This is a genomic window from Streptomyces sp. SS1-1 (genome assembly GCF_008973465.1).
GTDB lineage: Bacteria > Actinomycetota > Actinomycetes > Streptomycetales > Streptomycetaceae > Streptomyces.
The window spans coordinates 3,206,701-3,229,405 of record NZ_WBXN01000004.1; the positions used below are offsets into that span (position 1 = coordinate 3,206,701).

Below are 22,705 nucleotides of genomic sequence, written 5' to 3' on the forward strand. Positions count from 1 at the left end.
GGCGCGCGCCCGGCGGCGCTCAGTCCAGGGCGTCGTCCAGCAGCCGGGCCCACTGCGCCACCACCCGGGCCCGGCGGCCGGTGTCGTCGGTGAGCAGGTTGGCCAGGCCCAGGCCGCGGGCCATGTCGAGCAGGCCCTGCACGGACTCCCGGACCCCGGGCCGCGACTCGTCGGCGTCCAGCAGCTCCACGGCGATGCGATGGGTCTCCCGGCCGACGCGGGCCTCCAGCTCGGTGACCCGGGGCCGCAGCTGCTCCTCGTCGGACGCGGCGACCCACAGGTGCAGGGCGGCCCGGAACAGCGGGCCGGTGTAGAGGTCCACGAGGGCGGCGACGACCGCCTGCCGGTCGCCGGACGCGCCCTCGGGGAAGAGGGCGCGCAGGGCCGTGGAGCGCTCCTCGGCGACGTACTCCACGGCCGCCGTGAACAGGTCCTCGCGGGTCGGGAAGTGGTGCTGGGCCGCGCCCCGGGAGACACCGGCCCGTTCGGCCACGACGGACACCGTGGAGCCCGCCCAGCCGTGCTCGGCCAGGCAGGCCACGGCGGCCTCCAGGAGCCGCTGCCGGGTGACGCGGCTGCGGTCCTGCTTGGGCACGCGGTCCACCCGGTCGCCGGCCGTGCTCACACCACCCATTCCGGATCCCGTCTTTCGAGGAAGGCCGTCATCCCCTCACGGGCGTCGGAGGAGGCGAACAGCCGGGCCGAGAGCGCGGTCAGTCCGGCCGCGTCCCGGTCGAAGGTCTCCAGCACCTTAGCCGCGAGCAGCGCCTTCGTCTCGGCGAGGGCCTGGGGGGCGGCCCTGCGCAGGCCGTCCAGGACGGGTTCCAGTACGGCGTCCACGTCGTCGCCCTCGGCCGTGAGCAGGCCGACGCGGACCGCCTCCGGCGCGGTGAACCGCTCCCCGGTGAGGTAGTAGCGGGCGAGGGCGCGCGGGTCCGCGCGGGGCATCACGGGCAGCGAGATCACCGCCGGGGCCACCCCGATGCGGACCTCCGTGAACGCGAACGTGGCGGTGCGGGCGGCGGCCGCGATGTCGCAGGCCGCGAGGAGGCCGAGGCCGCCCGCGCGGACATGGCCGGTGACGCGGGCGACGACGGGTTTCGGCAGGGCGACGATCGCCCGCAGCAGCGCCACCAGCGCGTCCGGGTTTGGCGGGTCCCGCAGGTCGGCGCCCGCGCAGAAGGTGTTCCCGGTGTGGGTGAGCACGACCGCGCGCACCTCGGGGTCCTTGGCCAACGCGTCCAGCGCGTCGGCCAGTTCGCCCACGAGGGCCGCCGACAGCGCGTTGCGGGTGTCCGGGGAGTCGAGGCTCAGGGTGTGCACCCCGCGCGCGTGGGCGCGGCCGACCATCGTCATGCGCTCTCCTTCGGCGTCCGCAGTTCGCGGCGCAGGATCTTGCCGGAGGCGGCCCGCGGGACGCCGTCGATGAAGGTGACCCGGCGGACCCGCTTGTAGGGAGCGACGCGTTCGGCGACGTACATCATGACGTCGCCCTCGGTCAGGTCCGGCGCGGACGGCTGGCGGACCACGTACGCGTGCGGGACCTCGTTGCCCTCGTCGTTGTAGAAGCCGATGACCGCCGCGTCCGCGATGCCGGGGTGGGTGAGGAGGAGGGCCTCCAGTTCGGCGGGGGCCACCTGGAAGCCCTTGTACTTGATGAGCTCCTTGACCCGGTCGACCACGAACAGCCAGCCGTCGGCGTCCACATGGCCGACGTCGCCGGTGTGCAGCCAGCCGTCCGCGTCGATCATGGCGGCGGTGGCGTCGGGGCGGCCCAGGTAGCCCTTCATGACCTGGGGTCCGCGGATCAGGATCTCGCCGGACTCGCCGACGCCGAGGTCCTTGTCCGGGTCGTCGAGGGAGACGACGCGCATCTCGGTGCCGGCGATGAGCTTGCCGACGGTCCCGGGCGGCGCCTCCGCCATGGCGCCCAGCGGGACGACGTGGGTGCCGGGCGACAGCTCGGTCATGCCGTACGCCTGGCCGACCGGCGGCAGGCCGAGCCGCTGCGAGCAGGCGGCGGCGAGCTTCGCGTCCAGGGGCGCGGCGGCGCTGACGATGTGCTCCAGCGACGACAGGTCGTACTGGGCGACCAGCGGGTGCTTGGCGAGGGCGAGCACGATGGGCGGCGCCACGTACAGGCCGGTGATGCGGTGGTTCTGGATGGCCGCGAGGAACGTCTCCAGGTCGAAGCGGGGCAGGACGACGACCGTGGCGCCGACCCGCAGGGGCGCGTTCATCAGCGCGGTGAGGCCGTAGATGTGGAAGAACGGCAGCACGGCGAGGATGCGGTCGCCGGGCCCGGCCGGGATCGCCGGTTCGAGCTGGGCGAGGTTGGTGGCGATCTGCCGGTGGGTGAGCATCACGCCCTTGGGGATGCCGGTGGTGCCGGAGGAGTACGGCAGGGCGGCGACGTCCTCGACGGGGTCGATGGCGACCTCCGGCTCGGGGGCGGTGGAGCCCAGCATGTCGATCAGCGACCTGTGTCCGGGCGCGCTGTCGCACACGAAGATCTCCTGGACTCCGCCCGCGAGTTCGGCGGCCCGGCGTGCCGCCTCCAGCAGCGGCGACACGGTGACGATCCACCGGGCCGCGCAGTCCTTGAGCTGCTTGGCGAACTCCTCGGGGGTGGCGAGCGGGTGCACCGTGGTGACGGAGGCACCCGCGCGCGTGGCCGCGTAGAACGCGGTGGGGAAGGCGACCGTGTTCGGGCTGTGCAGGGCGAGCACGTCGCCCTTGCGTACGCCCGCCTCGGCCAGACCGGCGGCGACCCGCCGGTGGAAGCGGTCGAGCTGTTCGTAGCTGAGGGTGGTGCCGTCGGTGCCGTCGATGAGCGCGGGGGCGTCCCCGAACTCGGCGGCCCGGCCCAGTACCGCCTCGTGGATGGGGAGTTCTACGGCCGGGACGTCTGCGTACTCGCTGCGGAACACGGTTCCTCCTCGCGACACGGTGCCGGACGGGCGCCCGGTCAGTACGACTTGGGCAGACCCAGGGTCTGGTGGGAGACGTAGTTGAGAATCATCTCCCGGCTCACCGGGGCAATACGAGACACGCGCGCGGCCGTTATCAGCGAGGCGATGCCGAACTCGCGCGTGAGGCCGTTGCCGCCGAGGGTGTGCACGGACTGGTCGACGGCCTTCACACAGGCCTCTCCGGCCGCGTACTTGGCCATGTTGGCCGCCTCGCCCGCGCCGACGTCGTCCCCGGCGTCGTACAGGTACGCCGCCTTCTGCATCATCAGGCGGGCCATCTCCAGGTCGATGTGCGCCTGCGCGAGGGGGTGCGCGATGGCCTGGTGGGCTCCGATGGGCGTCTTCCACACCGTGCGTTCGCGGGCGTACTCGATGGCGCGGGCCAGCGCGAAGCGGCCCATGCCGATGCCGAAGGCGGCCGTCATGATGCGTTCGGGGTTGAGGCCGGCGAACAGCTGGAGGAGCCCCGCGTCCTCGTCGCCGACGAGCGCGTCGGCGGGCAGTCGCACATCGTCCAGGGTCAGCTCGAACTGCTTCTCCACCGCGCTGAGTTCCATGTCGATCACCCGGCGCCCGAAGCCCTCGGTGTCGCGCGGGACGATGAACAGGCACGGCTTGAGCCTGCCCGTGCGGGCGTCCTCGGTGCGGCCGACGATGAGGGTCGCGTCCGTGATGTCGACGCCGGAGACGAACACCTTGCGCCCGTTGAGGATCCAGTCCCCCGAGTCCGGGTCGCGGCGGGCGGTGGTCGTGATGCGGTGGCTGTTGGACCCGGCGTCCGGCTCGGTGATGCCGAAGGCCATGGTGAGGGAGCCGTCGGCGAGGCCGGGCAGCCAGTGCCGCTTCTGCTCCTCGGTGCCGAAGCGGGCGATGACCGTGCCGCAGATCGCCGGGGAGACGACCATCAGCAGCAGCGGGCAGCCCGCGGCGCCCAGTTCCTCCAGGACGATGGAGAGTTCGGTGATGCCGCCGCCTCCGCCGCCGTACTCCTCGGGCAGGTTCACGCCGAGGTAGCCGAGTTTGGCCGCCTCCGCCCACAGGGTCTCCCGGTCGTACTCACGGCCGTGGCGTTTGCCCAGGGCGGCCACGGCGGCCCGCAGGGCCTTGTGCTCGTCGGTCTCGATCATGGCCATGTGACTCCTTCGTCGTGGCTGACCGTGCAGAGGGGGCCGTCAGTCGGACGGCTGGACGACCGCCAGGAGCGCGCCGACGGACACCTGCTGTCCGGGGGCGGCGTGCAGGGCGGTGAGCGTGCCCGCGCCCGGCGCGATGATCTTGTGCTCCATCTTCATCGCCTCCAGCCAGAGCAGCGGCTGGCCGGCCTCCACGGCCGACCCCTCCGCCAGGCCGTCGGCGATCCGGACGACCGTCCCCGGCATGGGGGCCACCAGGGACCCCGGGGCGAGCTGTGCCGTGGGATCGGGGAAACGGGGCAGCGCGGTGAGACGGGTGCCGTTCACCTGCACCTGGTCGCCGTACCGCGCCACCTCGAACGTCCGCCGGACGCCGTCCGCCTCCAGGACGACCCGGTGCGCGTCGGCGTGCAGGACGCGTACGCCGTCGGCCTCCGGGCCGGTGCGGGTGTGCCGGTAGCGGACCTCGTGCTCCTCGTCGCCGACGGCGTACCGCTTGACCTGCGGCTGGGAGGGGACGTTGCGGAAACCGCCGAACCGGGAGCGGCCGTGCGCGTCGGCGAGGGCGGCGGCGAGCGGGGCGTACGGGTCGTGCGCGGGCGCGCTCAGGGCGGCCAGGTGCCGGTCGTAGAAGCCGGTGTCCATCCGGGCCCGGGTGAACTCCTCGTGGCGCAGGGAGCGGACGAGGAGGTCGCGGTTGGTGACGGGACCGTGGATCACCGCGCGCTCCAGCGCCGCCGCCAGCCTGCGGACCGCCTCGGCGCGCGTGGGGGCGTGGGCGATCACCTTGGCGAGCATCGGGTCGTAGTGGACGCCGATGTCGTCGCCGTCGGTGAATCCGGTGTCCAGGCGGACGGCGCCAGGCACGGCGAGGCGGTGCAGGCGCCCGGTCTGCGGCGCCCAGTCGCGGGCCGGGTCCTCGGCGTACAGGCGGGCCTCGACGGCGTGCCCGCGCGCGGGCGGCGGCTCGGGGTCCAGGGCGTGGCCCTCGGCGATCCGCAGCTGCTCGGCGACCAGGTCGACGCCGAACACCTCCTCGGTCACCGGGTGTTCGACCTGGAGCCGGGTGTTCATCTCCAGGAAGTGCGCGGTGTCGCCGGCGACCAGGAACTCGACGGTGCCGGCGCCCACGTAGTCGACGGCGCGGGCGGCCCGGACCGCGAGGGCGTGCAGTTCGGCCGTGAGCGTGCCGGACAGGCCGGGCGCCGGGGACTCCTCGATCACCTTCTGGTGGCGGCGCTGCAGCGAGCAGTCCCGGGTGCCCAGCGGCCACACCGTGCCGTGGGTGTCGGCGAGGATCTGCACCTCGACGTGGCGGCCGTCCTCGACGTACGGCTCGACGAACACCTCGCCGTCGCCGAAGGCGCTCGCCGCCTCCGCGCGGGCGCTCGCGAGAGCCGCGTCGAGCTCGTCCAGGCGGCGCACGATCCGCATCCCGCGCCCGCCGCCGCCCGCGGCGGCCTTCACCAGCACGGGCAGGTCGGCGTCGGTGACCTCGCCGAGCGGGGCGAGGCCCATCAGCTCCTTCGCCCGGGTCTTGGACGCCATCGCCTCGATGGCCTCCGGCGGCGGGCCGATCCAGACGAGGCCCGCGTCGAGGACGGCCCGCGCGAAACCGGCGTTCTCGGAGAGGAACCCGTAGCCGGGGTGCACGGCGTCCGCGCCGGCGGTCAGCGCCGCCTTCACGATCAGGGCGCCGTCCAGGTACGTCTCGGAGGGCGCCGCCCCGGGCAGCCGTACGGCGGTGTCGGCCTCGCGGGTGTGCAGGGCGTTCGCGTCGGCGTCCGAGTACACGGCGACCGTGCGGACGCCCAGGTCGCGGCAGGTGCGGAAGACCCGGCAGGCGATCTCGCCCCGGTTGGCGACGAGGACAGAAGTGATCACTGGTGGTTCCCTCACATCCGGAAGACGCCGAAGCCGCCGCGCGCGCCCTCGTAGGGGGCGGTGTGGACGGCGGACAGGCACAGGCCGAGGACGGTGCGGGTGTCGCGGGGGTCGATGACGCCGTCGTCGTACAGCCGCCCGGACAGGAACATCGGCAGCGACTCGGACTCGATCTGCTGCTCCACCATGGCCCGCAGCGCCGCGTCCGCCTCGTCGTCGTACGGCTGCCCCTTCGCGGCCGCCGACTGCCGGGCGACGATGGACAGCACCCCGGCGAGCTGCTGGGGGCCCATCACGGCCGACTTGGCGCTGGGCCAGGCGAACAGGAAGCGCGGGTCGTAGGCCCGGCCGCACATGCCGTAGTGCCCGGCGCCGTAGGAGGCGCCCATGAGGACGGACAGGTGCGGGACACGGGAGTTGGAGACCGCGTTGATCATCATCGCGCCGTGCTTGATGATGCCGCCCTGCTCGTACTCCTTTCCGACCATGTAGCCGGTGGTGTTGTGCAGGAACAGCAGCGGGATGTCGCGCTGGTTGGCGAGCTGGATGAACTGGGCGGCCTTCTGCGACTCCTCGCTGAACAGGACGCCTTGGGCGTTCGCCAGCACCCCGACGGGATAGCCGTGCAGGGCCGCCCAGCCGGTCACCAGACTGGTCCCGTACAGCGGCTTGAACTCGTCGAAGTCGGAGCCGTCGACGATCCGGGCGATGACCTCGCGCGGGTCGAACGGCGTCCTCAGGTCGCCGGGGACGATGCCGAGGAGTTCCTCCGGGTCGTACTTGGGCGGCTCGGCGGGGCCCGGATCCGGGTACGCCTTGCGGTGGTTGAGCCGGGCCACGACCCGCCGGGCCTGGCGCAGGGCGTCCGGTTCGTCGACGGCGAAGTAGTCGGCGAGACCCGACACCCGCGCGTGCATCCCGGCGCCGCCGAGCGACTCGTCGTCGCTCTCCTCGCCGGTCGCCATCTTCACCAGCGGCGGACCGCCGAGGAACACCTTGGCGCGCTCCTTGACCATGATCACGTGGTCGGACATGCCGGGTACGTAGGCGCCGCCCGCCGTCGAGTTGCCGAAGACGACGGCGACGGTGGGGATGCCGGCCGCCGACAGCCGGGTCAGGTCCCGGAAGATGGCGCCCCCGGGGATGAAGATCTCCTTCTGGGAGGGCAGGTCGGCGCCGCCGGACTCCACGAGGTTGATCACGGGCAGCCGGTTGGCGAGCGCGATGTCGTTGGCGCGCAGCGCCTTCTTCAGCGACCACGGGTTGCTGGCCCCGCCGCGCACGGTCGGGTCGTTGGCGGTGATCAGGCACTCCACGCCCTCGACCACCCCGATGCCGGTGACCAGGGAGGCGCCAACGGTGTAGTCGCTGCCCCAGGCGGCCAGCGGGGACAGCTCCAGGAACGGCGTGTCCGGGTCGAGGAGCAGCTCGATGCGTTCGCGGGCGAGCAGCTTGCCCCGTCCCCGGTGCCGCTGGACGTACTTCTCGCCGCCGCCCGCGAGGGCCTTGGCGTGCTCGGCGTCGAGGTCGGCCAGCTTGGCGAGCATGGCCTCGCGGTTCGCCCGGTGGTCGGGGCCCGTGGGGTCCAGGGCGGTGGGCAGGACGGTCACAGCAGACTCTCCGGGATGTCGAGGTGGCGGCTGCGCAGCCATTCACCGAGGGCCTTGGCCTGCGGGTCGAAGCGGTGCTGGGCGGCGACGCCCTCGCCGAGGATGCCCTCGACGACGAAGTTCAGGGCGCGCAGCTCCGGCAGGACGTGCCGGGTCACCTTCAGATCGCGGCTCTCCGGGATCAGCTCCCGGAACCGGTCCACGGTGAGCGTGTGGGCGAGCCAGCGCCAGGCGTCGTCGGTGCGGGCCCAGACACCGACGTTGGCGTCCCCGCCCTTGTCGCCGCTGCGGGCGCCGGCGACCAGGCCGAGCGGGGCGCGCCGGGTGGGCCCGGCGCGCGGCGGCTCGGGCAGCGGCGGCTCCGGGACGGCGTCGAGCACAGCCGTCTCCTGGGGCGGGGGCACGCTGATCCGGCGTCCGTCGTGGAGGACGGCCACATGGTCGACGGCACCATGGGGGACGTACACACCCTCGAACACCCCATAGGGCGTGCCCTTTCCGGGTGGTGCGAGCACGTGGAAGCCGGGGTAGCTGGCGAGCGCCAGCTCGATGGCGGCGCCGCTGAGCGCCCGTCCGACGTTCTCCTGGGCCGGGTCCCGCACGACAAGCCGGAGCAGGGCGCTCGCCGTCTCCTGCGTCGGCGCGTCGGGCCGGTCGGTGCGGACCAGGTCCCACCGTGTCTCGGCGGGCCGGGACGCGGCGAGCGCGTCGTCCATCTGCCGCCGTACGAGGGCCGCCTTGGCCTCGACGTCCAGTCCGGTGAGCACGAAGACGACCTCGTTGCGGAAGCCCCCGAGCCGGTTCACGCCGACCTTCAGCTCCGGGGGCGGGGCCTCGCCGCGCACTCCGTCGATCCGTACCCGGTCGGGGCCGTCCTGGGTGAGGCGGGCGGTGTCCAGCCGGGCGGTGACGTCGGGTCCCGGGTAGCGGGCGCCCGCCGTCTCGTAGAGCAGTTGGGCGGTGACCGTGCCGACGTCGACGAGCCCGCCGGTGCCGGGGTGCTTGGTGATGACGCAGCTTCCGTCCTCGTGCAGTTCGGCGAGGGGGAAGCCGGGGCGGGTCGTGGCGTCCACGTCGAAGAAGGCGTAGTTGCCGCCGGTCGCCTGCGCCCCGCACTCCAGCACATGTCCGGCGACCACGGCGCCCGCGAGCTGGTCGTGGTCGCCGGGCCCCCAACCGAAGTGGGCGGCGGCGGGACCGGTCACCAGGGCCGCGTCGGTCACCCGGCCGGTGACCACGACGTCGGCGCCCTCCCGCAGGCAGGCGGCGATCCCGAAGCCGCCGAGGTAGGCGTGGGCGGCGAGCGCGCCGGGGTGGCGGGCGGCCAGGTCGTCGCCCTCGACATGGGCGACGCGCACGGGCACTCCGAGCCGGTCCGCGAGGGCCCGTACGGCGTCGGCGAGCCCGGCCGGGTTGAGTCCGCCCGCGTTGGCGACGATCCGCACGCCCCGCTCGTGCGCGAGGCCGAGGCACTCCTCCAGCTGCCGCAGGAAGGTGCGGGCGTACCCGGCTCCGGGGTCCTTCAGGCGGTCGCGGCCGAGGATGAGCATGGTCAGCTCGGCGAGGTAGTCACCGGTGAGGACGTCCAGTTCGCCGCCGGTCAGCATCTCGCGCATGGCGTCGAAGCGGTCGCCGTAGAAGCCGGAGGCGTTGCCGATCCGCAGCGGCCGGGCGGCCGCCGTCACCGGGCGTCCCCCTTCGGGCCGCGTCCGGCGCCGGGCGGTCCCGCGAAGACCTGGGCAATGTCGAACCAGCGGTCGGCGTCCGGGCCTTCGGCCCGCAGGTCCAGGTCGGAGCGGTGGGCGCGCTGGGTGACCAGCCGGCAGAAGTCGACGGCGGAGCCGGTGACCCGCTGGCCGGCGTCCTCGGGGCCGTAGGTCCACAGCTCGCCGGACGGGGCGGTCAGTTCGATGCGGAACGGCTCGAACGGCACGGGCAGGCCATGGACGGTGAAGGCGAAGTCACGGGTGCGCACCCCGATCCACACCACATGCCGGAGCCGGTCGGTGGGTGGGCGCACCACACCGAGTGCGTCGGCGATGTCCAGGCCGTGGGCCCAGGTCTCCATGAGCCGGGCCGTCGCCATGGAGGCCGCCGACATGGGCGGGCCGTACCAGGGCAGCTTGCCTCCCCGCGGGGCCGCGCGCAGCGCCTTGTCCAGGGCGGCCCTTCCCTCGCGCCAGCGCGTCAGCAGCTCGGCGGGCGGCAGCGCGGCCCCCTCCTCGGCGCCGTCGTCGACGAAGGAGCCCGGCGCCACCAGCGCCTTCTCCACCAGGGTGTGGAAGGCGTCCATGTCGGTGGCGGCCAGCAGCGCCGAGTGGTCCGTCCAGGCGAGGTGCGCGATCTGGTGGGCGACGCTCCAGCCGGGCGCCGGGGTGGCGAGCGCCCACTGCTCGGGGCTCAACTCGGCGACGAGACGGTCGAGTTCCTCGCTCTCCTCGCGCAGGTCGTCGAACACGGGCGTCGGATCGGACACGGGACGCTCCCCTCGGGGCACGGCGGTGTGCGGCGTGCTGAGGAGCATGGCAGCGGCGGAGAAAACAAGCAAGCATGCTTGCATAATTGCGTTCGTTCGGTGCACGACCCGAGGTGAGGGCTGTGCGGACCCTGTGTGCTCCCTACACTCGGCGATCGCGCCCTACGCGGCGCACACGCGTATATCGGGGGACGAACGATGAGCAACTGGAACCCGGGCGGACAACCGCCCCAGGGGCCCCAGCCCTACCAGCCGCAGCCACCTCAGCCTTATCCGCCGCAGCCTTATGTGCCCCAGCCACATGTGCCCCAGCCCCATGTGCCGCCGCAGCCCCAGCCGCCCTACCCGGGGCCGCCGGGGCCGCCGCCGGGCGGGCCGGTCACCCGGCTGCGGCGGCGGATCGGCCCCATCCACACCGCGCGCAGGGTCTTCACCCCGTCCCGGCCGGGCATCGTCTCGGACCCCGAGGTGGCCCGGATGCGGAGGATCAGGACCTGGGTCGGTGTGGCCGCGTTCCTGTGGATGTCCTACACCTACAAGCTCTCCACCAGGATCAGCGATACGGCGGGCGACCAGGTCGACAAGTCGTGGACCAGCGCCCTCGCGCTGGCGGCGACCCTCCCGATCCTGGTCGGCGTCCTCTACGTCCTGGCCGCTCCGGCGGCGCGGCGGGACCTGCTGCGCCGGGCCGGGCGGTGCTTCGGCGCGATCGTGGCCATGATGGCGGCGGCGTCCGTCTTCCCGATCGTCGTGCTGTCGGGGTTCTACGGGGACGACGATTCGCTCTGGGAAGGCGACTTCACCCCGATGAAGGGCTTCGTCCTCGCGGTCAGCGTCTTCATCTTCTTCTGGGTGCTGCCGTTCGTGGTCTGGGGCGTGGGACTCGCCGTCCAGCACGTGTTCCGCACGGCCGACATCCACGAGACGGTGCCGCCGCTGCTGATCATGGCGCTGGCGTGGGAGATGGCGCTGATCGACGTGTTCACCGGCGCCCACGAGGGCGTGCCGACGGTGGTCCGGTACGTGTTCATCCTGGGCTCCCCGCTGTCCGTCACGGCGGTGGGCCTGTGGGAACTGCACCGGCTGCGGGTGCACTACGGCCTGGGGATGCGCGGCCTGCTGATGCGCTAGAAAGCCCTGCCCAGGAGGTATCAGGCCGCGTCGCCCACGGGGGACGCGGCCTTCGCCTTCCTCCCCCGCCCCACCTGTGTCCGCACGGCCCCCATGGTCGCCGCGATGACGAGCGCGATGGCGAGCGCCTGGGTGGTGGACAGGGCCTGGTCCAGGACGAGGAACCCGGCGGTCGCGGCGATCGCCGGTTCCAGGCTCATCAGGATCGCGAAGGTCGCGGCGGGCAGCCGGCGCAGGGCGAGGAGTTCGAGCGTGTACGGCAGGACCGAGGAGAGCATCGCCACGGCCGCGCCCAGCCCGATCGTGACGGGGTCGGCCAGCTTGGCGCCGGATTCGGCCAGGCCCAGGGGCAGGAACAGCACCGCCCCCACCGTCATGGCCAGTGCGAGGCCGTCGGCCTGCGGGAAGCGCCGGCCCGTGCGGGCGCTGAAGACTATGTAGGCCGCCCACATGGCGCCGGCACCCAGGGCGAAGGCCACACCGAGCGGGTCCAGGTCGCTGAAGCCGCCGCCACCGAGCAGGAAGACACCGGCGAGGGCCAGCCCGGCCCAGACGAGGTTGAGGGCGCGCCGGGAGCTCAGCACGGACAGGGCGAGCGGGCCGAGCACCTCCAGGGTGACCGCGGGACCGAGCGGGATGCGGGCGACCGACTGGTAGAAGAGGCCGTTCATCGCGGCCATGGTGACGCCGAAGACGACCACCGTGCCCCAGTCGGTCCGGGAGTGGCCGCGCAGCCGGGGCCGGCAGACCAGCAGCAGGACGACGGCCGCGACCAGCAGCCGCAGCGCGACGACGCCGAGCGCGCCCGCGCGCGGCATCAGGCCCACCGCGAGGGCGCCGCCGAACTGGACCGAGATGCCGCCGGCGAGCACCAGGCCCACCGGACCGAGGGAGCCGCGGCGGCCGGGGGTGCCGGGGACCGGCGGCGCGGAGGGGGCCGGGGCGCCGGCGTGCGCGGGGGCTGCGGCGGCTTCGGGGAGGCTCACGGGGCGTTCCTGGGCTTGGCTGGAAAGTCGTTCAGCGTGCTGTACTGCCTAGTCCACGGTAGTGGACTCGGTCAGGCGTGTGAACTGCTTATGCCACTGTCCCAGACTGTGGACGGCGGGGCCGCCCCGGCCCCGACCTACCTGCGGGCCATGTACAGATGCAGGGCCCGGTGCAGCAGCCGGTTGAGCGGGAGGTCCCACTCGCCCAGGTACTCGACGGCCTCGCCGCCCGCGCCCACCTTGAAGCGCAGCAGGCCCAGCAGGTGGTCGGACTCCTCCAGGGTGTCGGTGATGCCCCGGAAGTCGTAGACGGCGGCGCCCGCCGCGTGCGCGTCGGCGATCATCTGCCACTGCATCGCGTTGTTCGGCTGGACCTCGCGGCGGCGGCTGGTGGAGGCGCCGTACGAGTACCAGACGTGCTCGCCGACGGTGAGCATCGTGGCGGCGGCCAGGACCTCGCCGTCGTGGTGGGCGAGGTAGAGCCGCATCCGGTCCGGGTGCTCGGCGGTGAGCGCGCTCCACATGCGCTCGAAGTAGGGCAGCGGACGCGGCACGAACCGGTCCCGCTCGGCGGTCTCCCGGTACAGCTCGTGGAAGACGGGCAGGTCCTCCCGGCCGCCCCGCACGATCTTGACGCCCGCCTTCTCGGCCTTCTTGATGTTGCGCCGCCACTGCTGGTTGAGCCCGCGCTGCACGTCCTCCAGCGACCGCCCGGCCAGCGGCACCTGGCAGACGTACTGGGGCTGGCCCGCCGCGAAGCCCTCCTCGCTCGCCGGCTCCGACCGCCGCCATCCGGCGGCCCGCAGGCGCTCCTCGACGTCGGCGGCGCGCGGGTCGTCCGCCGTGGGCTCCACGTCGCGCAGCCGGTGCGCGGCGGGGTCGGCGATGGCCGCCTTCACCGTGTCCGGGCTCCAGCGGCGCGCGACGACGGGCGGGCCCATCCGCACCGAGAAGGCGCCCTTGCGCCTCAGGTGCGCGACCATCGGCGCCAGCCACCGCTCGGCCAGGTCGGGCGCGTGCCAGTCGATGAGCGGGCCCTCCGGCAGATACGCCAGGTACCTCCTCAGGCGGGGCAGCGGCCGGTAGAGCACGAGGCCCGTGCCCAGCAGCCGCCCCTCGTCGTCGAACCAGCCCAGGCTCTCCGCCGTCCAGTCCGGCTTCACCTCGCCCCAGGACGGGACCTGGGTGTGGCTGGCGGACCGGCGGGCCGCGACGAACGCCAGGTGCTCGTCGCGCGTGATGGGCCGGAGGAGGAGGGGCATGGGGGCTCCTGTCGACGACCGGACGGACGGTCCGGGAAGGGGGTGCCGGGCCCCACCGGGGGGCGGCGGTCCACTGATCAGCCAGCCTAGGCGCGGCCCCCGTCCCGCTCATCTCCTGCGGGTCCGTCCGCTCCCGGACGGCCCAATCCCCCCGTCTCCAGCGCGTCCGCGAGGACCTCGGCCAGATGGCGGCCCCGCACGCCCGCGAGCTGCGCCAGCTGGGTCCGGCAGGAGTAGCCGTCCGCCAGGACGACGGCGTCCTCCCCGGCGTCCCGCACCGCAGGCAGCAGCTGCTCCTCCGCGCACGCCACGGACATGTCGTAGTGCCCCTTCTCGAACCCGAAGTTCCCCGCGAGGCCGCAGCAGCCGCCGCTCAGCTCGCCGGTCAGCCCGGCCGCCTCCCGCAGCCGCCGGTCGGGCGCGTCACCGAGGACGGCGTGCTGGTGGCAGTGGGTCTGCCCGGCCGCCTGCCGTCCGATCCGGGGCGGCGTCCAGCCGGGCGCGTACCGCTCCAGGGCCTCCGCGAAGGTCAATACGCGGTCGGCGAGGCGCCGGGCGCGGGGGTCGTCGTGCAGCAGCTCGGGCAGGTCCGTGCGCAGGGACGCCCCGCAGCTCGGCTCCAGGACGACGACCGGCGTGTCCCGTTCCAGCAGCGGTTCCACGAGGTCCAGCGTGCGCCGCAGCACCGCGCGGGCCCGGTCGAGCTGGCCGGTGGAGACGTACGTCAGGCCGCAGCAGACCCGCTCCCGGCCGCGCAGCACGGACAGCGGGTCCATCGGCACCGCGAGGCCCCCGCCCCGCCCGGACGGGGTCATGCGCACCGTCGGCGGCAGCGCGACCCGCAGCCCGGCCGCCTCCAGCACCCGGACGGCCGCCCGCCCGACGGACGGCGACAGATGCTCGGTGAAGGTGTCCGGCCACAGCACGACCAGCTCCCCGCCCGCCGGGGCCGCGGGCTGCTCCCGCGTCTCCCACCAGCGGCTGAAGGTGCGGGTCGCGAGCCTCGGGAGCCGCCGCTCGGGCGCGATCCCGCCGAGCCGTCGCGCCAGCCGTGCCAGCGGCGGGACGGCGGCGAGGGAGTTGACCAGGGCCGCCGTCCGCGTCCGGTCCACCAGGCGCAGCCAGCGGGGCAGCCGCCCCATGCTGTGGTGCGCGGCGGGCCGGCGCCGGCCTGCGTAGTGGTGGTGCAGGAACTCCGCCTTGTACGTGGCCATGTCCACCCCGACCGGACAGTCGGAGCGGCACCCCTTGCAGGCCAGGCACAGATCCAGCGCGTCACGCACCTCGTCCGAGCGCCACCCGTCGGTCACCAGTTCCCCGGCGAGCATCTCGTGGAGCAGCCGGGCACGCCCGCGCGTGGAGTGCTCCTCGGCCCCGGTCGCCCGGAACGACGGGCACATCACGGCGGACCCGGACACCGACGTCGTACGGCACTTGGCGACGCCGACGCAGCGGCGGACGGCCGCCGTGAAGTCGCCGCCGTCCGCCGGGTAGCCGAAGGCGACGTCGACGGGCTCGCGGGGCAGGACCGCGAAGCGCAGGTTCGCGTCGAGGGGCGCCGGGCGCACCAGCATCCCCGGGTTGAGCAGGCCGTCCGGGTCCCACACGCCCTTGGCGCGCTCGAACAGCCGGACCGTCTCCTGCCCGTACATCCTCGGCAGCAGTTCGGCCCGTGCCTGCCCGTCGCCGTGCTCCCCGGACAGCGAGCCGCCGTGCGCGACGACCAGGGCGGCCAGTTCCTCGGAGAAGCGCCGGAAGCGGCCGACGCCCCGCTCGGTGAGCAGGTCGAAGTCGATCCGGACGTGGATGCAGCCGTCCCCGAAGTGCCCGTACGGCGCCCCGCGCAGCCCGTGGGCGGCCAGCAGCGCCCGGAACTCCCGCAGATAGGCGCCGAGCCGCGCCGGAGGCACCGCGCAGTCCTCCCAGCCGGGCCACGCCTCCGCGCCGTCCGGCATCCGGGTCGCCGTGCCGCTGGCGTCCTCCCGCAGCCGCCACAGGGCCCGCTGCCCGGCCGGGTCGGTGACGACCGCCGCGTCCACCACGTCGGCGGCACGCACGACCGCCTCCGCACGCGCGCGTGCCTCGCCCTCGGACTCCCCGCCCGTCTCCACGAACAGCCAGGCGCCGCCCCGGGGCAGCGCGGCCGACGCCGGCACGAGGTCGGCGGCCATGCCCTCCACGGTGAGCGGCCCCAGCGGCAGCAGTCCTGCGGCCGCCTCGGCGGCGGCGCTCTCGTCGGCGTACGCCAGCACCGCGAGCGCTCGCGCGCGGGGCGCCGGCACGAGCGTCACGACGGCCTCGGTGAGCACGCCGAGGGTGCCCTCGCTGCCGCAGAACGAGCGGGCCACGTCGGCGCCGTTCTCGGGCAGCAGCGCGTCGAGGGCGTACCCGGAGATCCGGCGGGGCAGCTCCGGGAAGCCGGTCCGCAGCCGCGCCAGGTCGCCCTCCACCAGGGCACGCAGCCCCTCGGGCGCGCCCGCCCAGTCACGGCCGAGGCGCAGCCGTTCGCCGCGCGCGGTGAGCACCTCCAGCTCGCGCACGCTGTCGGCGGTCGTCCCCCACGCCACGGAGTGCGACCCGCAGGAGTTGTTGCCGATCATGCCGCCGAGGGTGCAGCGGCTGTGCGTGGACGGGTCGGGCCCGAACCGCAGTCCGTGCGGGGCTGCGGCTTCCTGGAGCCGGTCGAGGACCAGTCCGGGCTGCACGACGGCGGTGCGTGTCTCCGGGTCCAGCGACAGCAGCCGGTCCATGTGCCGGGTGAAGTCCAGCACGACCCCGGTGCCGGTGGCCTGTCCGGCGATGGACGTGCCCCCGCCGCGCGCCACCACCGGCACCCCGTGCTCCCGGCACACCGCCAGCGCGGCGGCGACGTCGCCGGCGTCCCGGGGGGCCACCACCCCCAGCGGGACACGCCGGTAGTTGGACGCGTCCATCGTCGTCAGCGCGCGGGACGTGACGTCGAACCCGACCTCGCCCCGGACCGCCGCGCGCAGTTCCGTCTCCAGTTCGGCCATACGTCCACTCAACCAGGCCGCCGTCTCACCGGACGGACGAGGTTTCACCCGGGTTTCCTCCACCGGCTACCCTCCGTGTCGTGGCTGAGATCCAGATTCCCGCTGACATCAAGCCCGCCGACGGTCGTTTCGGCGCGGGCCCCTCCAAGGTGCGGACGGAAGCGCTGGACGCGCTGGCCGCGACCGGTACCTCCCTGCTCGGCACCTCCCACCGCCAGGCCCCGGTGAAGAACCTGGTCGGCCAGGTGCGCGAGGGCATCAAGGAGCTGTTCTCCCTGCCCGACGGGTACGAGGTGATCCTCGGCAACGGCGGCTCCACCGCGTTCTGGGACATCGCGACGCACGGCCTGATCGAGAACAAGTCGCAGCACCTCACGTTCGGCGAGTTCTCCTCCAAGTTCGCCAAGGCCGCGAAGCTGGCCCCCTGGCTGGCCGAGCCGACCGTCGTGGCGAGCGACCCGGGCACGCACCCCGAGGCGGCCGCCGAGGCCGGCGTCGACGTGTACGCCTTCACCCACAACGAGACCTCCACCGGTGTCGCCATGCCGATCAAGCGTGTGGCCGGCGCCGACGAGGGCGCGCTGGTCCTGGTCGACGCGACCTCCGGCGCGGGCGGTCTGCCGGTCGACATCGCCGAGACGGACGTCTACTACTTCGCCCCGCAGAAGTCCTTCGCCTCCGACGGCGGCCTGTGGATCGGCGTGTTCTCCCCGGCCGCGATCGAGCGCGCCGAGCGGATCCACGCCTCCGGCCGCCACATCCCGGAGTTCTTCTCGCTGCCGACGGCGATCGACAACTCCCGCAAGAACCAGACGTACAACACCCCGGCCCTCGCCACCCTGTTCCTGCTGAACCAGCAGCTGGAGTGGATCAACGGCCAGGGCGGCCTGGACTGGGCGGTCGGCCGCACCGCCGCCTCCGCCCGCACCCTGTACGGCTGGGCCGAGGACAGCAAGTACGCCAACCCGTTCGTCACCGACCCGGCCAAGCGCTCGCAGGTCATCGGCACGATCGACTTCACGGACGAGGTGGACGCCGCCGCCGTCGCCAAGGTGCTGCGCGCCAACGGCATCGTCGACACCGAGCCGTACCGCAAGCTCGGCCGCAACCAGCTGCGCGTCGCGATGTTCCCGGCGATCGACCCGGCGGACATCGAGGCCCTGACGAAGTGCGTCGACCACGTCATCGAGAAGCTCTGACCTTCTCCCGCACGTGACGGAAAGGGCGCCCGGTGGACCGGGCGCCCTTTCTCATCCGCGATGCGCCGCGCGCCAGGCGTCGGCCAGGGCGTCGTACCGGCGGCGCTGCTCCTCCCGCGCGTCCCGCGCCTCCTCGGCGGCCGGGTCGAGGAGGTGTCCCAGGGGCCGGGGGCGGCGCCGGAAGCCGAGCGACGCGCACCGGGCCGTGAGCGCGGGCCCCGGCGGAGCGGCGGCCACCGCGGCGCACCCGGTGGCCAGGGTCCACAGCGCCTGGGAGGCGAGCACGGGCCCGAGTCCGGCACCGCGCCACTCCGGGTCCAGCCGGACGTCCCCCAGGACGAGCAGGTCGCCGTCGGCGGACGTCACGCTGTCTCGGAACTCCCGCGAGTAGCCGCCCCGTCCGAGGTCGTAGCAGCCCATGACGGTGTGGAAGAGGGCACGGTCCTCGCCCTCCGCGTCCCCGGCCGGGAACGGGCTGAACCGCTCGTCCTGACGCAGCCGGAAGAAGGTCAGGGAGCCGACGGCCCCGCCGACGGTGCGGTCCCGGAACCGCGCCACCCGCACCGACACCGTCCACTCCTCGACGCCGTACCGGTCGTCCACGCCGCTCAAGGACTCCCCGAGGCGGTACTCCAGCGTCAACCGGCGTGGATCGCCCGGCAGTTCCCCGATCGGGCGTCTGTACTGCTCCATGGGCCGCATGTTAACGGCGAGGACGCGGCCGGACAGCCGAGAGGGGCGTCCGGCGACAGTCGCCGGACGCCCCTCTGGCGTTACGTCAGGAGCGGGTCACCGCGCGGAACTCAGCAGGGCGCGCAGGCTGTTGCCCGCCGCCGCCTTCTGCGCCGTCGCCGGCTGCGGGGTGGGGTCGGGGAGCTTGGCGCACACCGCGTCGGCCACGCCCTTGCCGTGCGGGACCTTGCCGTTGGTGAGGTATGCCGCGAGGTGCTTGTCGAGGCAGGCGTTGCCGCTCAGCGTGATGCCGTGGTTGCCGCCGCCCTGCTCCACCACCAGGCTGGAGTTCTTCAGCAGCCGGTGCATGGTGACACCGCCCTGGTAGGGCGTGGCCGCGTCGTCCGTCGCCTGGAACAGCAGCACCGGCGGGAGCTTGCTGTTGGAGACGTTCACCGGCTTCAGCGTCTTCGTCGGCCAGAACGCGCACGGCGCGTTGTACCAGGCGTTGTTCCACGCCATGAACGGGGCCTTCTCGTGCACCGCCCAGGTGTCCTTGCGCCACTGCTTCCAGTCGCGCGGCCAGGAGGCGTCACGGCACTGCACGGCCGCGTAGACGCTGTAGCCGTTGTCACCGGAGGCGTCGATCGCGGCGATGTTGTCGTACGCCTTGACCAGCGCCGCCGTGTCGTGCTTGTTGACGTACGCCGAGAACGTCTTGGCGAGCGTCGGCCAGTAGCCGTTGTAGTAGCCGCCCGGTATGAAGATGTCCTCCAGCTCGGAGGCGCCGACCTTGCCGCCGGCCGGCTTCTTCGCCAGGGCCGCCCGCATGGCGTACCACTTGGCCTCGATCTTCTTCGCGCTGGTGCCGAGCTTGTACGTGGAGTCGTACTTGGCGACCCACGCCGTGAACGCCTTGTGCCGCTTGTCGAAGGCGTAGTCCTGCTGGATGTTGTCCTCGTACCAGACACCGGTCGGGTCGACGATCGAGTCCAGCACCAGGCGCCGCACCCGCTCGGGGAACAGCTTGGCGTAGACGGCGCCGAGGTAGGTGCCGTACGAGTAGCCGAAGTAGTTGATCTTCGACGCGCCTAGGCCCTTGCGGATCGAGTCCATGTCCTTCACGGCGCTGACCGTGTCGATGTAGGGCAGGACGGCCGCGTACTTCGTGCCGCAGGCCTTGGCGAAGGCCTTGGTGCGCTCCAGGTTGGCCTTCTCCAGCGCCGGGGTGCTCGGCACGGCGTCGGGGCGCACGGGGTCGAAGTGGCCCGGCCTGCAGTCGATGGCGGGCTCGCTCTCGCCCACGCCGCGCGGGTCGAAGCCGATGACGTCGTACTGGGCGGCGACCGCCTTGGGCAGGGAGGAGGCGACGAACTCGGCCAGCCCCAGTCCGCTTCCGCCCGGGCCGCCGGGGTTGACGAGCAGCGGGCCCTGGGATTTGCGCGCGGTGTGCGGCACGCGGGAGAGGGCCAGCTTGATCTGCTTCCCGTGCGGCTTCGCGTAGTCGAGCGGCACCTTGATCGATCCGCACTGGAGTGTCGGGGTGTCGTCCGTCCCGCACTTCTTCCAGGTGACCTTCGCCGCGGCGGTGGCCAGGGCGGTGTTCGCGGAGTGGGACGCGCTGGCGCTGGCGGGGACGGCGGTGAGCGTCCCGGCCAGGACGACCGTGGCGCCGCACAGTACGGCTGCGCTTCTTCTCATGGAGTCTCTCGCAACGGTGAGGGGACAGACCCGCGAGTGACGCGGGCCGACCGGCATCGTCGCGGAAGCGCGCACCGCGCATGGGCGAATTCGAGCAAGACTTGACCAAATCGAGGCACAGTCAGCTCTCAAGAGCCGCTCAGGAACGGGGAGTTCCCGCCATACCCGGACAGACTGCCGACACTCGCGGCCTCACGCCCGCCGGAACAGCCTCCGCAGCGCGAACAGCACCACCAGGACCGCCGCCACGGCCACCGCGCCGGCCTTGAGGGTGCCGTCCGTGCCGCCGTCGCCGTCCGAGGAGGCCGAATCGCCGCCGGACGACGACGCGTCGGACTCGCTGCCTCCCGGCGCGTCCTTCGCCACCACCCTGCTGTTCAGACCCTCGCTGCCCAGCATGATCTTGCTTCCGTCGGGCGAGTACGACACCGACTCCCCCTGCCCGAGCGGCACGCTGACCCGCTCCAGGCGCTTGAGCTTCCCGCCGTTCCAGTCGTAGGCGAGCCCCCCGAAGTAGCCGCGTACGACGAGCCTCCTGCCGTCCGGTGAGAAGGCGGCGTCGGTGGCCCACAGGTCGACGGGCGTGGTCGGCTCGAAGACGTTCGTGCCGGACGGGGACAGCTTCTCCGGCCCCACGTACAGGTGCCCGCCCTCCTCCTGCTTGTCGATGATGTAGACGCGCCCGGTCTTCGGGTGCACCACCATCGACTCGGCGTCCCGGGGGCCGTCGGAGTACTTCACGACGTACTGCGTGGCACGGACCGTCTGGTCCTTCAGGACCTTCGGCTCGGGCAGCCTGTAGACCCACACATAGGGCCACTCCACACCGTCGTTGTCCCCGATGTCGCCGACGTACAGCTGGTTGTCGGGACCCATGGAGATCGCCTCCACGTCCCGCGGGGTGCCCACGCCGGTCATCGTGATCCGGGCGACCGTCTTGCCGGTGGCGCTGTCGACGGCGTACAGGTAGGCGCCGGTGTCCTGGTCGTTGTGCGTCCAGTAGATCCCCTTGTGCTGCCGGGAGGCGGCCAGGCCGCTGGACTCGGTGATCCGCGGGTCCTTGATCGTGAAGTCCTCGTTCCCGGCTCCGTCGGCGGCGGACGCGGGCAGCGTCAGCGCACCGGTGAGCAGGACCCCGGCGAGTATGGCGAGCGGTCGGCGCATGCCCCAAGCCTGCCATCCCGCCCGGGCGTTCGGAGCCGGGGTCCGCGAGGCCCGGCGCGGGCGGGGCACCGCGTGGCGGGCTTCACACCCCACCGGCTCCTCGCACCCCCCGGAGATCGTCCATCATGAGCGGATGCTCAGGTTCATGCCCGTCGGCGACTCCATCACCATCGGCAGCGCCGGCGAACACACATGGCGCTACCGCATGTGGCAGCACCTGCGGGACACCTACGGCGGTCCCTTCGCCCTCGTCGGCCCGCGCGAGACGCTGTACGACAAGGCCACGGAGGCCCCGGACTCGTACGAGTACGCCGACCCCGACTTCCCCCGCGCCCACCTGGCCGGCTGGGGCGAGGGCTGGCAGCACATGGCCCCGCTGATCGCCGACGCGGTCCGCGCGCACCGGGCCGACGTGCTCCTCGTCTCGCTGGGCCTGATCGACCTGGGCTTCTACACGAACGCCGAGCAGACGGCCGAGAACGTGCGGGCCTTCGTCGCCGAGGCCCGCACGGCCAACCCGCGCGTGCGGATCGTCGTACTGCCGGTCATCCCGAACGTGCGGGCCACGAACGACGCCCCCTTCGCCGCGCAGGTCACCCGCTTCAACGAACTCCTCGCGAAGGCGGTCGCCGATCTGGACCAGCCCCGCTCCCCGCTGCTGCTGGCGTCCCCGCCGCCGTCGTACGCCATCGACCTGGACACATACGACGGCACCCACCCGAACGCGAGCGGTGAGCACAAGATCGCCGCCGCCTTCGCGGACGCGATGCACCAGGCGTGGGACCTGGGCGAGCCGTACACCGCTGTGTGAGCTTCGTCTCCGTACCGAGGTCACCGTGCGTATCGTTGTACAGCGCGGTCGCACCGACCGTGGACGGCCGGGGAGGAGCGCCACGATGACCGTCCTCGAAGACAGGATCGCGATGGCCGACGACAACGCCCAGCGCCTCGACCAGTGGTTCGAGCTGATTGAGCGGATGGTCCCCGAGGGTCACAAAGCCGAGGTCGTCGAGGGGGCCGTCCACATGGTGCCGCAGCGGGACACGCACTGGGAGATCACTCGCCGGATCATCCACGCGCTGGAGGACAGGTTCGGCAGGGACATCAACGTGAAGTCGGACGTACGCATCGACTTCCCCGGCTTCGAGAACGGCTTCTGCCCCGACGTGATGAAGCTGCGTGACGACGCGGAACGCGACCCGGAGCGCGGCTGGCGCCACGAGGACGTCGAATTCGTCGCCGCGGTCATCTCCCGTGGGACCGGCATGAACGACTACGGCCCGAAGAAGGCCGCGTACGCGGAGGCCGGGGTTCCCGTCTACCTCGTCGCCGATCCCTACCAGGGCCGCTGCCACCTCTTCACCGACCCCAAGGACGGCGAGTACCGCACGGAGTCCAGGTACGACTTCGGCGAGCGGATGGATCTGACCCACACCCCCCTCGACCTCGCCCTCGACACGGCCACGTTCCCCCGCGACTAGAACCTACGCCCTTGCCTGGA

At 73.1% G+C, this 22,705-nt stretch carries 18 protein-coding genes; 4 read left to right on the top strand and 14 right to left on the bottom strand.

All coding sequences use genetic code 11. The features are described from left to right. Window positions 1-19: 19 nt before the first annotated feature. The 8 genes from F8R89_RS15770 to F8R89_RS15805 are packed head-to-tail and all read right to left on the bottom strand — an operon-like array spanning window position 20 to window position 10,075. A complete protein-coding gene (locus F8R89_RS15770) occupies window positions 20-634 on the bottom strand; it encodes a TetR/AcrR family transcriptional regulator (protein ID WP_151784587.1) in 615 nt (204 codons plus the stop codon). Next, window positions 622-1,356: an enoyl-CoA hydratase family protein gene (locus F8R89_RS15775; protein ID WP_151784588.1), complete on the bottom strand. Its 735-nt coding sequence runs from the start codon at window positions 1,354-1,356 to the stop codon at window positions 622-624. The genes F8R89_RS15770 and F8R89_RS15775 overlap by 13 nt, the downstream gene beginning before the upstream one ends. After that, window positions 1,353-2,930, bottom strand: coding sequence for a 4-coumarate--CoA ligase family protein (locus tag F8R89_RS15780; protein ID WP_151784589.1), 1,578 nt, complete (start codon window positions 2,928-2,930; stop codon window positions 1,353-1,355). Before F8R89_RS15780 ends, F8R89_RS15775 begins: the two co-directional genes overlap by 4 nt. 38 nt (window positions 2,931-2,968) lie before the next feature. Further along, window positions 2,969-4,105, bottom strand: coding sequence for an acyl-CoA dehydrogenase family protein (locus F8R89_RS15785; RefSeq protein WP_151784590.1), 1,137 nt, complete (start codon window positions 4,103-4,105; stop codon window positions 2,969-2,971). A gap of 39 nt (window positions 4,106-4,144) precedes the next feature. After that, window positions 4,145-5,989, bottom strand: coding sequence for an acetyl/propionyl/methylcrotonyl-CoA carboxylase subunit alpha (locus tag F8R89_RS15790; RefSeq protein WP_151784591.1), 1,845 nt, complete (start codon window positions 5,987-5,989; stop codon window positions 4,145-4,147). An 11-nt stretch (window positions 5,990-6,000) separates the two neighbouring features. Further along, window positions 6,001-7,599 carry an acyl-CoA carboxylase subunit beta gene (locus F8R89_RS15795; protein ID WP_151784592.1) on the bottom strand — a complete coding sequence of 533 codons (1,599 nt, stop codon included), beginning with the start codon at window positions 7,597-7,599 and terminating at the stop codon, window positions 6,001-6,003. Further along, window positions 7,596-9,284, bottom strand: coding sequence for an acyclic terpene utilization AtuA family protein (locus F8R89_RS15800; RefSeq protein ID WP_151784593.1), 1,689 nt, complete (start codon window positions 9,282-9,284; stop codon window positions 7,596-7,598). The genes F8R89_RS15795 and F8R89_RS15800 overlap by 4 nt, the downstream gene beginning before the upstream one ends. Continuing rightward, a complete protein-coding gene (locus F8R89_RS15805; protein ID WP_151784594.1) occupies window positions 9,281-10,075 on the bottom strand; it encodes a TIGR03084 family metal-binding protein in 795 nt (264 codons plus the stop codon). Before F8R89_RS15805 ends, F8R89_RS15800 begins: the two co-directional genes overlap by 4 nt. A gap of 303 nt (window positions 10,076-10,378) precedes the next feature. Between F8R89_RS15805 and F8R89_RS15810 the strand changes: the two genes are divergently transcribed. Then, the gene (locus F8R89_RS15810) at window positions 10,379-11,206 is read left to right on the top strand and encodes a hypothetical protein (protein WP_225994403.1); all 828 of its coding nucleotides are present in this window, start codon (window positions 10,379-10,381) and stop codon (window positions 11,204-11,206) included. A gap of 20 nt (window positions 11,207-11,226) precedes the next feature. Here F8R89_RS15810 and F8R89_RS15815 read toward each other — a convergent pair whose 3' ends face one another. From F8R89_RS15815 to F8R89_RS15825, 3 genes are all read right to left on the bottom strand, one after another. Further along, window positions 11,227-12,192 (bottom strand): EamA family transporter, encoded by a 966-nt coding sequence (locus F8R89_RS15815; RefSeq protein WP_151784595.1) that lies wholly within the window; start codon window positions 12,190-12,192, stop codon window positions 11,227-11,229. 137 nt (window positions 12,193-12,329) lie between these two features. Further along, entirely contained in the window at window positions 12,330-13,454 is a 1,125-nt protein-coding gene (locus tag F8R89_RS15820; protein WP_151784596.1) for a lipid II:glycine glycyltransferase FemX, read from the bottom strand. An 86-nt stretch (window positions 13,455-13,540) separates the two neighbouring features. Next, the gene (locus F8R89_RS15825; protein WP_151784597.1) at window positions 13,541-16,468 is read right to left on the bottom strand and encodes an FAD-binding and (Fe-S)-binding domain-containing protein; all 2,928 of its coding nucleotides are present in this window, start codon (window positions 16,466-16,468) and stop codon (window positions 13,541-13,543) included. 80 nt (window positions 16,469-16,548) lie between these two features. On the opposite strand from F8R89_RS15825, the gene serC reads away from it, so the two are divergent. After that, window positions 16,549-17,667 carry a phosphoserine transaminase gene (gene serC, locus F8R89_RS15830; RefSeq protein ID WP_151784598.1) on the top strand — a complete coding sequence of 373 codons (1,119 nt, stop codon included), beginning with the start codon at window positions 16,549-16,551 and terminating at the stop codon, window positions 17,665-17,667. Window positions 17,668-17,718: 51 nt separating this feature from the next. Here serC and F8R89_RS15835 read toward each other — a convergent pair whose 3' ends face one another. From F8R89_RS15835 to F8R89_RS15845, 3 genes are all read right to left on the bottom strand, one after another. Continuing rightward, window positions 17,719-18,360: a hypothetical protein gene (locus F8R89_RS15835; RefSeq protein WP_151784599.1), complete on the bottom strand. Its 642-nt coding sequence runs from the start codon at window positions 18,358-18,360 to the stop codon at window positions 17,719-17,721. 96 nt (window positions 18,361-18,456) lie between these two features. Continuing rightward, a complete protein-coding gene (locus tag F8R89_RS15840) occupies window positions 18,457-20,040 on the bottom strand; it encodes an alpha/beta hydrolase (protein WP_151784600.1) in 1,584 nt (527 codons plus the stop codon). 192 nt (window positions 20,041-20,232) lie between these two features. Then, a complete protein-coding gene (locus F8R89_RS15845; RefSeq protein ID WP_151784601.1) occupies window positions 20,233-21,204 on the bottom strand; it encodes a WD40 repeat domain-containing protein in 972 nt (323 codons plus the stop codon). Window positions 21,205-21,337: 133 nt separating this feature from the next. Between F8R89_RS15845 and F8R89_RS15850 the strand changes: the two genes are divergently transcribed. Both F8R89_RS15850 and F8R89_RS15855 read left to right on the top strand, forming a co-directional pair. Next, window positions 21,338-22,015 (top strand): SGNH/GDSL hydrolase family protein, encoded by a 678-nt coding sequence (locus F8R89_RS15850; RefSeq protein ID WP_151784602.1) that lies wholly within the window; start codon window positions 21,338-21,340, stop codon window positions 22,013-22,015. A gap of 85 nt (window positions 22,016-22,100) precedes the next feature. Then, window positions 22,101-22,685 carry a Uma2 family endonuclease gene (locus F8R89_RS15855; RefSeq protein WP_151784603.1) on the top strand — a complete coding sequence of 195 codons (585 nt, stop codon included), beginning with the start codon at window positions 22,101-22,103 and terminating at the stop codon, window positions 22,683-22,685. Window positions 22,686-22,705 lie beyond the last annotated feature (20 nt).